Origin of the sequence: Sporosarcina sp. P1 (assembly GCF_002743155.1) — a bacterium.
Taxonomy (GTDB): domain Bacteria; phylum Bacillota; class Bacilli; order Bacillales_A; family Planococcaceae; genus Sporosarcina; species Sporosarcina ureae_B.
Genome location: NZ_PDYS01000006.1, coordinates 116879 through 127973, shown reverse-complemented (window position 1 = coordinate 127973; position 11095 = coordinate 116879). Strand labels below are relative to the sequence as shown.

Here is an 11095-nt window from a genome sequence, read left to right as displayed (position 1 = left end):
CAATATAACAAACTCGGACTACACATTTGACTGAGTGCCTGAGTATTCACTCAGGCACTTGAAAGTTTCACATAGTACTAAAAATGGTGTGAGGATTCAGTGAATAGATCCTATTATTTGTAAGCGTATTCAAGTTCTGTCATATAGATTTTTTTATTGTGACGTTACTTGAGCAACGGAATTGAAGGGAGAGAAAAAAGATGGTCGTATTAAATGGACAAACGCTTAATTTTACAGAGGTGCATAGCGTACTTTACGATGGTGACCACGTAAAATACTCAGAAGAAAGCATGAAAAAGGTTCAAGAAAGCCGAAAAGCAGTAGAAAGAATCGTAGATGAAGAAAGAATTGTATATGGTATTACAACAGGGTTCGGTAAATTCAGTGATGTGCTTATAGATAAAGACCATGTAGAATCACTGCAGTTAAATTTAATCCGTTCCCATGCATGTGGTGTCGGGGAAGCATTTCCGGAAATCGTTTCACGGGCGATGATTCTTCTTCGTGCCAACGCGTTATTGAAAGGTTTTTCAGGAGTGCGTCCAGTCGTAATTGAGAGATTGCTCGATTTAGTAAATGCGCATATTCATCCCGTCATTCCACAGCAAGGATCTCTTGGTGCAAGTGGTGACTTGGCTCCGCTATCGCACTTGGCGCTAGTTTTAATCGGAGAAGGAGAAGTGTTTTATAAAGGGGAAAGAACGCCTGCGAAGGAAGCTTTAACGAAAGAGGGAATTACGCCGATTGTACTAACGGCAAAAGAAGGTCTAGCTCTTATTAACGGCACGCAGGCAATGACTGCAATGGGAGTCGTTGCGTATTTAGAAGCTGAAAAATTGGCTTATCAGACAGAACGCATTGCTTCCATGACAATTGAAGGTTTACGCGGAATCATTGATGCGTTTGACGAAGATATCCACCTTGCACGTGGTTACAAAGAGCAGGTCGAAGTAGCAGAACGAATTCGGAATATTTTAGTTGACAGTGAGTTAACGACAAAGCAAGGAGAAATACGTGTGCAAGATGCGTATTCGATCAGATGTATTCCTCAGGTTCATGGCGCAACGTGGCAGACTATGAATTATGTAAAAGAGAAATTACTGATTGAGATGAATGCGGCTACAGATAATCCGCTCATTTTTGATAATGGTGAAAAAGTATTATCAGGTGGCAACTTCCATGGACAGCCAATTGCTTTTGCTATGGATTTCTTGGCAATTGCAATAGCAGAATTGGCAAATATCTCAGAACGTCGAATTGAGCGCTTAGTAAATCCTCAATTAAATGATTTGCCACCATTTTTAAGTCCTGAGCCAGGGTTACAATCTGGTGCCATGATTATGCAATATGTTGCGGCATCCCTTGTTTCTGAGAATAAAACATTTGCCCATCCAGCAAGCGTCGATTCCATTCCTTCATCAGCGAATCAAGAAGACCATGTTAGTATGGGCACAATTGGATCTCGTCATGCATATGAAGTAATTAAAAATACACGTCGTGTGCTGGCAATAGAAGCAATTTGTAGTATGCAGGCAGCCGAGATTCGTGGAAAAGAAAAGATGTCCACATCCACAAGAGAGTTTCTAGAAAACGGAAGAAGTATCGTGTCATATATTGAAGAAGACCGCGTATTTTCGAAAGATATTGAAGCAATGAGTGAATGGTTGAAAAATAGCGATTTTCATTTCGATGCATACACAAACAAATAAATAGAATGTAAGATGGAATTTGTTACAATGGTTGAATCTGTTTTCATCAGTACTAGTGGAATTAAGAGGGAGAGTTACCTTCCTCTCCGCCCGTGAATAACTGAATATTTGAATTTTCATTTTAGTTTAAAAAGAAGAGGTGAATCTATGTTTAGTACGGTAGTGATTTCAGTTATCGTCATGTCTGTGTTGAGTCTTCTGCGGGTTAACGTAATGTTTGCCATTATTATCGCGGCGGGTGTGGCTGGGTTAATGGAAGGTCTGTCACTGACGGAAGCAACAACAATGCTCGTCTCTGGAATGGGTGGACAAGCAAACACCGCATTAAGTTATATTTTGCTCGGAATGTTCGCCGTTATGATTAGTTTTTCAGGAATTACAGGCTTTCTCGTCAAGAGATTGATGAAAGTTTTAAGAGGGAAACGGTCAATTTTATTGCTAACCATTGCAGGAGTTGCTTGTTTCTCACAAAACGTGGTTCCTATCCACATAGCATTTATTCCGATTTTAATTCCACCTTTGCTTCATTTATTTGATAAGATGAAGATTGACCGTCGAGGTGTCGCTTGTGCGTTGACATTTGGATTAAAAGCGCCTTACATTATGATTCCGGCTGGGTTTGGATTAATATTCCATGGAATCATTGCAGAAGAAATGAAAGCAAGTGGTATGGAGATCCCTCTTTTATCAGTCACTTATTCCATGCTAATACCTGGAATGGGCATGATTATAGGTTTACTGATTGCCGTTTTCATCTCATACCGCAAGCCAAGAGAACTTCCGCATAGCGACATGGGAGTTATTGTTGCGGAAGAAATACCTGAAGAAGTCGAACTGAAATTCAACTTACGTCACGTCCTCACTATTGGAGCCATTATCGGCGCATTGATCGTGCAACTAGCTACGGGTTCACTTGTACTAGGAGCTCTTACAGGTATTGCGTTAATGTATATATTCACAGTCGTTCCCTTTAATGAAGGAGAAAGAGTTGTTAATGAAGGGATTAGCATGATGGGTATGATTGCATTTGTTATGTTAATTGCTTCCGGTTATGCAACTATTTTAAAAGAGACAGGTGCTGTCAATGATTTAGTAGAATCAGCTACAGCAATTTTAGGTGATAACAAACTGATTATTGCATCCGTCATGTTATTGATCGGATTATTAATTACAATGGGTATCGGTTCATCATTTGGGACCATTCCAATTATTGCAGCTTTGTTCGTGCCAATCTGTATAGCAGTTGGTTTCTCTCCAATGGCAACGGCTTCCTTAATTGGGACTGCAGGCGCGCTTGGTGATGCAGGGTCACCGGCATCTGATAGTACGCTAGGGCCGACAGCTGGGTTAAATGCGGACGGAAAGCACCATCATATTTGGGATACGTGTGTACCAACATTTTTACATTATAATATCCCGCTTCTCATCTTTGGTGTCGTTGCGGCCATGGTACTATAAACAAATCATGCAAACATTACGTGATGCGGTGTGTTTTCAACACACCGCATCACGTATTTCGAAGTAATCAACGAGTGGAAAGGGAGGAGAAATAAAGATGAAATTGGATTTTGTAAAGGCCAGCCCTTCAAAAAACACTACCGTTTTTATAACGAACTATGTATCACCTGCACATTATGCGAAGATCGCCAGTAAAATTATGGACGATGAACATCTGCATGCAGAACAAGCGGGTTTTTTAGTGCAACCACAAACTGAAGATGCTGTACTAAGGTTGGAAATGTCGGGTGGAGAATTTTGCGGTAATGCTTTGTTAAGTGCTGCTGCATACTGTTCATATAAAGGGCTCACTAAAGATCGGACATTTTTGTTAGAGACATCAGGTTCGGATTTTCCGCTTGAGTGCGAAGTGGATGTAAAGTCACCCACTCATTTTGTCGCCAGAGCTGAAATGCCGCCACCATTATCAACGAATGAGATAGTAATTGATTTGAATGGCCGGAGTATTACAGGAAATGTCGTGAAATTGGATGGAATCACTCATTTCATAACGGACTATTGGCCAACTGAAGATCAGTTTAATCAATTGATTGAAGCAGTCACCGATAAGATTGAAGATAAAGCAATCGGGATTATACCTTACAAGCAGTTGAAAGAAGGCGAGTATGAAATATGGCCTTTTGTTTATGTAACGGAAACCGGGAGCAGATTTTTCGAGCAGGCTTGCGGTTCAGGATCTCTAGCCTTGGGTGTTCATTTATCAAAGGGAAGTCAAAATCAGACTTTGCAAATTCACCAGCCAGGCGGGATTGTATATGTAGAAACAGGCGGTAAAAACTATATTTCTACAGATGTACGTTTTACATCTGAAGGATTTGTGTATTTAGATATGTAAACCAATATATATGTAGAGCATCAACTTCAAAATGGAGGTTGGTGCTTTTATATTTCTTAAATATGTGTAGGTAAAATGCTTTCTGAATGGATTGCATAATCCAAACCACTTGTCCCACAAGTGGTCGAAGGCGAAAAAAACGGAATTGAGTTAGCTGTAGAAAAAGGCAGTAGTGGTATAGAAGGGAAGGGCTTTATATCCTGCTGACAAACACTCTACCGTCAGGGGGATTTTACCACTAGATTTATGAATGGTACTATTTGCTTATACAATATCTTCCTATTCGTTATATATTTAATATAGCTGTAACATCTAGTAAAAGGCTATTTCAAATAATTTGTCGAATGACATAGTAAGATGTTATCTATCGATACATTGGATAGGATAGGAGGTATGAATAGTGAAAGATCAAACAAGATATCTTCGTCTAGCGAATATAACAAAGTTAATAAATACAAAGCTAGAGTTACGAGAAGTGTTAAATCACGTGATCACCGCTATATCAGAGGAGATTGTTCAATGTGACTCGGTCGGAATTTACTTGCCGCAACAAGACGGATCATTCAGGGGCTTCGTAGGAAAGCCTGAAGTGATCAATGGCATGACACTCGATATGCATACAATTGATACCGACTTCGATTTACTGGCGAAAGAAGTAATTGAAACAAGAAGAACAATCTATATACCGGATACATCTAAAGACTTTCGACCTGATCAAAGGGCAGTTGAAGGATTTAAGATAAAATCTCTCTTGGTTTTGCCTATTACTGGTGAAATGGAATTATTCGGACTCGTTTTCTTGTTCGATTATGGAATACCGATGAATTTAACAGAACTTGAAATTCAAACCGTCCAGTCCTACGTCAATATGGCAGCTGTTGCAATTCAAAATGCCAAGCTGCTGACAAGTAAAGAAGAATTGATTCAGGAAAAGCAATTGTTATTGGATATAACACGGGATTTATCACTGTGTTCTACGATGCAGGAAGCCTTGGATACTTGTTTTCTTTATATAGAAAGAGTGCTTGGAAACAATGACATAGGTGTACATCTAATCGATCCGTTGGTGCATATGAAGATTAAGCCTACAACAATTAATCATACTAGTGATTGGTCGCCAGAAGCATGGGTTAAATCTCATGACGAGATAAAATTTGATGATGAAAATGATAAAGTGTTTCAGGAAGTAATTGCATCTAGAAAAGCGGAATTCATTCCTGATGTCTTTGCGGACGATCGAGTGAACCATGAAGTATGTCGATACTTTGGTATTCAATCGATGTTTATTCTTCCTCTTGTATCTATGGGGAAAGTATTAGGTTTAGTAGTCATTGCAGACCTTCAACAAAAAAATCCGAATTACTCCCAGACCAGTCAACAACTGACGCAATCTATTGTCGATACAACGGCTTCCACTTTATTGAACTTATTGAATATGGAAAAACAAGAGTTGATCATAGAACAACGTACTGCGGAGATAACGGAAAAAAACAATGAACTTGAATCAGCGATGAAAGAATTACAGCGTCTTAGCCGGGAGAAAGAACTGATTCTCCATTCGGCAGGTGAAGGGATATTCGGATTAGATTTACAAGGTGTCATTACGTTTTGTAATCCAGCGGCAGCCATGATGCTAGGTTATAAGATTAAAAATGAGTTAATAGGCAAACCTGTCAGTATTATTTACAATGAAAACAATACAAATAAAGAGGATGTTACATTCTTTAGACAAGATCAGTCCAGTTTTCCTGTAGAATATGTTAGATCTTCCATCAAAGAAAGGGATAGAGTCGTTGGGGATGTCGTTACATTTAAAGATATCTCCGAAAGAAAGAAGATGGAGAAAGAAATCAGGTACCATGCGTATTATGATAGCTTGACCAATCTTCCCAACCGAGTGCTTTTAAAAGATCGCATGGAACAAGGATTGAGCTTTGCCCGTATTCATGAAGAAAAAGCAGCGGTACTGTTCATGGACTTGGATCGTTTTAAATCAGTCAATGACTTATTAGGGCATAGCTATGGTGATATTTTATTGGCACATGTAGCAAAACGTATATGTGCATGTCTTCCTGAGGGTGCCACGGCTTCGCGTCAAGGCGGTGATGAATTCATTATCTACTTGCCTTCTATTCGATCTGAAGCAGAAGTTGTTGAAGTAGCGGAAAAGATTGTGGATCAATTCAACAAGCCGTTCAATCTAAAAGGACATGAAATGCATATCCATAGCAGTATGGGAATTAGTGTATTTCCTCAAGATGGACAGACAGTGGAGTTATTGATTAAAAATGCTGATATCGCCATGTATCAATCCAAAACCGTATCCGGCAGCAGCTATCATTTTTATCAAGTAGCGATGGATATCAGAACGTTTGAAAATGTGAAGTTTGAAAATGCGTTATATAAAGCACTCGATCGTGAGGAGTTGGAAATTTATTTTCAACCTCAAATTGATTATAGTACACGTACTGTCATCGGCACTGAAGTGTTATTGAGATGGAATCACTCGACAGAAGGATTAATTACACCGGATAAGTTTATCGCACTGGCGGAAGAGACGGGGCTAATTGTTCCTATCGGAGAGTGGGTTATCAGAAGTGCGTGTAACCAAATGAAGAAGTGGCAAGCCAAAGGATATCCACCGATAGTAGTATCCGTAAATCTATCGGCTCGCCAGTTTGAACAAAATAATTTATTCCAAACAGTAAAAGATATAGTAGACGAAGAAGGAGTATCACCAGAGCTTTTATGTCTTGAAATTACAGAGAACCAAATTATTAAAAATACAGAGTTGACTATCCAGACGATGAAAGAGTTACAGGCGATCGGAATCAAGATGTCTATTGATGACTTTGGTACAGGCTATTCCTCCTTGGGCTATTTAAAAAACTTGCCGATCAATGCCTTGAAAATAGATAAATCATTTATTCAGGAATTGGAAAGCAATAACGATAATTCCGCCATTGCGAATACGATTATCACGTTAGCAAAAAATCTGGGATTGGATGTGGTTGCTGAAGGTGTCGAAACACTAGAACAAGCGGAATTTTTAGCCTCAAGAGAATGTTACATCATGCAAGGGTATTACTTTAATATGCCGTTGAAAGCAAGTGAATTCGAAAGCACATATCTAGCTACTAGAGGAGGGGTTTTATGAAAGCTGTTCGAGGAGTATTGGAATATTTAATGGCTAGCGGAGTACAACATGTTTTTGGTATCCCAGCAGGTTCTGTCAATGCGTTTTTTGATGAGTTGTATGAAATACCTGAACTGACACCGATTGTGACAAAACATGAAGGTGCGGCTTCCTATATGGCAGTTGCTTATGCTAAATACACGGCTTCTATGAGTGTGTGTATTGGATGTAGCGGGCCTGGCGGTACCAATCTACTAACAGGTGCCGCAAATGCCATGCGAGAACATGTTCCTGTATTATTTTTGACGGGCGCAGTGCCTGTCGATACTGTCGGTTTAAATGCCTCTCAAGAACTGGATGCTGAACCACTCTTTAAATCAGTGACGAAATATAGTGTAACTGTAACGGATTCTAATGATTTACTTGGCGAAGTGGCAAAGGCCTGTGAAATAGCAATTTCCGGTGTACCGGGGCCAGTCCATATCGCCATGCCAATAGATATTCAGATCAATCCAATTGAGTCTCCCGAAATACCGGCTCAGCCAAAAAGAACGCCGATAGTTCCGGATCAAAACATTATACAGTCTGTTGCAAGAGAGCTTGCCAGTAAACAGGATGGATATATTTTTGTAGGACAAGGTATTAGAAACTCAGTCGATCCGTTACTTAAGTTAGCGGAGATGCTCGAGTGGCCAATTATTACAACACCGCAGGCAAAAGGTTATATTGCAGATGACCATCCACTTCACGCTGGCGTCTTCGGCTTTGCCGGTCATGATAGCGCTTCTTCATTGATCAATGGGAGTGATGGTGAAGCTTTACTGGTGGTAGGCTCCAGTTTAGGCGAGACGGCTACGAATAATTGGAACGTCAATCTCACTAAAGATCGGTACACTATTCAACTGGATTACGATTCTTCCGTTTTTAATCGTAAATATGAAGTGGATGCTGCTGTTTTGGGAGACATAGATTTAAGCTTGACCGCGTTACTAGATCAATTAAAAACATTGAACTTGCCGACAAAAGATCAAGCATTTACGAAGCAAGAAATAGGGAGAGCGGATAGTGAAGAGTACAATACGAAAAATGTATTGATGCGCCTGCAAAAATACGCTCCTCGCAATACTAGATATACCATCGATATAGGTGAGTTCATGGCATATATCATTCATGATATGAACGTGCTGGAGTCCGATACATTTGATATTAATGTACATTTTGGGGCAATGGGGAGCGGTATAGGTTCTGCAATTGGTTCGAAGCTTGCTGAACCTGAACGTCCAGTAGTTTGCGTCACGGGTGACGGTTGTTTCTTCATGCATGGTATGGAGATCCTCACCGCCAAAGAACATAGGTTGCCGATTGTATTTGTTGTGATGAATAATGCACGTTTAGGAATGGTCTATCATGGACATTCGTTGCAATATAAGCGGTCCCATCCATCGTTTGAACAAGAACCGGTGAATGTTGCAGCTATGGCTGCGGCTATGAACATACCGAGTAAACGAATTGAAAAAATGGAGGATCTAACCCAAGAAGTAATAGATGAGCTGATGAACGTGAACGGGCCATCCGTTCTCGAAATTTACTTGATTGATAATACAATACCACCAATGGGAGATCGCGTGAAGTTTCTATCTTCCTTTGGAAAGTAAATAACCCGACGAAGAGGCTATATCAGTCTCTTCTTGGGCTTTTTGTATTCATCAGATAGTTTTGTATAATACATCTGTAAGTTCTATAATCGCATCTATTGTCTTTCCTTTAAATGCATTAGAAACTGTAAGACCTGAAGGATTTGAATAATAATACGCATCTACTTGCGCGTTATAACTATACCCCAAGCTAGCCAAGGATTGTTGTAATTCAATCGGTATATTTTTCGATCCAGTACGGGCCATAAAGTAGTCTGTGCAGTAGATTTTCACGTCTACATCCATTGTTCCGGTATGAATAACAAATAAGTCTAGATCATCTTTCACGAGCCACTGTCCTTTTGAATACAAAGAAATTCTAGTTTTCCCCAACCCGTCAATTCCAACTAAATTCATACCGAAATAATGGTTAATCATAGTGCGGACTTCGTCACCTGTTACGTGATGATTGTGATGAGCTAAATATAAATTCAAAATGACTTGTGAAGGGAGACTGCTGCAAGTTTTCAAATCCGTTAATGGAGGAATCACGAAAGTACCGATTTTCTCTGTAGTCAGCACAGGAACTCGTTCTAAGTGGAACTTGAAAGCTTGTGCAATTGCTTCATAAATGACTGGACTAGTTACTTTATCTTTATATTTATATTGATCGATATACATATCCATTACATCAATCTTGGCTAACTTGCTGATGTAATCAAGTAATTCTGTTTCCGAAATACGTGTATCTAATTGATGCGAACTTTTCACTATGTTCTGAACTTCATAGGAATACGTTAGCGGGTCCATATTCATGTGATGCCTCCTCATTGTAGAACCTCTAGATAATTATTAGATAATTATACAACAAATAAATATGCATAGTACTAAATTATTTGAAAAGGATCTATTTATAGATTTTATTTATTAAAGTGAATAATGGTTTTCCGCATAAGGCAACTCCATGTTTTCGCGTAAAGTAGTCCCTTCATAATCTGATCTGAAAATCCCGCGCTTTTGAAGGATAGGGACAACTTTATCTACAAACGCTTCTAATTCGCTTGGCAAATTTGCAATGAGCATAAAACCATCCGCTCCATTCTGTTCGTACCAGACTTCGATAAGATTAGCGACATGTTCGGGTGTACCCAGAAAAGGCGTGCGCGGTGTGGCTTCTCGTAAAGCTACTTGACGTAAAGTTAAGTTTTGCTTACGAGCTTCAGACTTAATGCGATCGGTATCGCTTCTGAAACTATTTTTGCCAATGCATCCTATCTCGGGAAAAGGTTCATCCAATGGATATTGTGAAAAATCATGATGTTCAAAGAGACGACCTAAAAAAGCAAGTGCTTGTTCAATCGTTACCAAACCAGCAAGTTCTTCGAGTTTTCGCTCCGCTTCCTCTATCGTATCTCCAATAATCGGACTGATGCCTTGTAGAACCAACAAGTCATCGGGTTTACGTCCAAGAGCTTCTGTTTGCCCCTTTACATCTATGTAATAGCGCTGCGCTTCTTCTAAAGTAGGCATAATGGCGAAAACTACATCAGCTTGTTGTGCGGAAAATGCAATACCTGCTTTTGATGAACCAGCCTGAAATATTACTGGTTGTCCCTGCGGTGATCGGCCGATATTTAGAGGTCCTTGTACAGAAAAGAACTCACCTTCATGATTCAATGTATGTAATTTATTTGGGTCGAAAAATTGCCCGGTCTGTTTATTGCGTATAAAGGCATCTTCTTCCCAAGAATTCCATAAGCCTTTCATGACGTTCACGAACTCGGCAGCCATCCGGTAACGTGTGGCATGATTTGGATGATCTTTAACTTCTTTAGTAAAATTTAATGCGGTCTTTTCCAATCCGGATGTCACCGCATTCCATCCTGCACGTCCACCGCTCAACATATCTAGTGAAGCAAATTGTCGCGCTGCAGAAAAAGGTTCGCTATAGGTAGTTGATAATGTGCCGACTAATCCGATATTCGACGTCACCGCTGCCAATGCAGAAAGTATCGTGAGTGGTTCGAATCGATTCAGGTAATGTGGATTCGATTTTTCATTAATATATAAAGCATCTGCGATGAAAACAAAATCAAATTGCCCGCGTTCTGACGTTAGGGCTTGTTGTTTATAAAATTCGAAGCTTACACTCGCATCCGATGGCATAGTAGGGTGCCGCCAGTCCGAAATCTTCTCACCAACACCGTGGATCATCGTTCCTATTTTTAACTTCTTCCTCACATGCATCGTCCTCTCCCTAGTC

General features: G+C 39.9%; 7 protein-coding genes. 5 read left to right on the top strand and 2 right to left on the bottom strand.

Annotated elements, in window-relative coordinates:
• The first annotated feature begins 200 nt into the window (after positions 1–200).
• The 5 genes from hutH (at position 201) to CSV73_RS08535 (ending at position 8853) form a co-directional block, all read left to right on the top strand.
• Positions 201–1709 carry a histidine ammonia-lyase gene (gene hutH, locus CSV73_RS08555; RefSeq protein WP_099627201.1) on the top strand — a complete coding sequence of 503 codons (1509 nt, stop codon included), beginning with the start codon at positions 201–203 and terminating at the stop codon, positions 1707–1709.
• Between the two features lie 147 nt (positions 1710–1856).
• On the top strand, positions 1857–3167 hold the full coding sequence (locus CSV73_RS08550) for a Na+/H+ antiporter family protein (protein WP_085131863.1): 1311 nt from the start codon (positions 1857–1859) through the stop codon (positions 3165–3167).
• A 97-nt stretch (positions 3168–3264) separates the two neighbouring features.
• Positions 3265–4062 carry a histidine racemase CntK family protein gene (locus CSV73_RS08545; RefSeq protein WP_085131862.1) on the top strand — a complete coding sequence of 266 codons (798 nt, stop codon included), beginning with the start codon at positions 3265–3267 and terminating at the stop codon, positions 4060–4062.
• Between the two features lie 397 nt (positions 4063–4459).
• Complete coding sequence (locus tag CSV73_RS08540) at positions 4460–7219, top strand: bifunctional diguanylate cyclase/phosphodiesterase (RefSeq protein ID WP_099627200.1); 2760 nt, start codon at positions 4460–4462, stop codon at positions 7217–7219.
• Entirely contained in the window at positions 7216–8853 is a 1638-nt protein-coding gene (locus CSV73_RS08535) for a thiamine pyrophosphate-binding protein (protein ID WP_099627199.1), read from the top strand. The genes CSV73_RS08540 and CSV73_RS08535 overlap by 4 nt, the downstream gene beginning before the upstream one ends.
• A 51-nt stretch (positions 8854–8904) precedes the next feature.
• Here the strand turns inward: CSV73_RS08535 and CSV73_RS08530 are convergent, their stop codons facing one another.
• Both CSV73_RS08530 and CSV73_RS08525 read right to left on the bottom strand, forming a co-directional pair.
• The gene (locus CSV73_RS08530; protein ID WP_099627198.1) at positions 8905–9648 is read right to left on the bottom strand and encodes a hypothetical protein; all 744 of its coding nucleotides are present in this window, start codon (positions 9646–9648) and stop codon (positions 8905–8907) included.
• Positions 9649–9759: 111 nt separating this feature from the next.
• The gene (locus CSV73_RS08525) at positions 9760–11079 is read right to left on the bottom strand and encodes an LLM class flavin-dependent oxidoreductase (RefSeq protein WP_199093004.1); all 1320 of its coding nucleotides are present in this window, start codon (positions 11077–11079) and stop codon (positions 9760–9762) included.
• Positions 11080–11095: the final 16 nt, after the last annotated feature.

Coding starts and splice junctions, on each gene's coding strand:
- hutH (WP_099627201.1), top strand. CDS start 201: ATGGTCGTATTAAATGGACAAACGCTTAATTTTACAGAGGTGCATAGC.
- CSV73_RS08535 (WP_099627199.1), top strand. CDS start 7,216: ATGAAAGCTGTTCGAGGAGTATTGGAATATTTAATGGCTAGCGGAGTA.
- CSV73_RS08530 (WP_099627198.1), bottom strand. CDS start 9,648: ATGAATATGGACCCGCTAACGTATTCCTATGAAGTTCAGAACATAGTG.
- CSV73_RS08550 (WP_085131863.1), top strand. CDS start 1,857: ATGTTTAGTACGGTAGTGATTTCAGTTATCGTCATGTCTGTGTTGAGT.
- CSV73_RS08545 (WP_085131862.1), top strand. CDS start 3,265: ATGAAATTGGATTTTGTAAAGGCCAGCCCTTCAAAAAACACTACCGTT.
- CSV73_RS08525 (WP_199093004.1), bottom strand. CDS start 11,079: ATGCATGTGAGGAAGAAGTTAAAAATAGGAACGATGATCCACGGTGTT.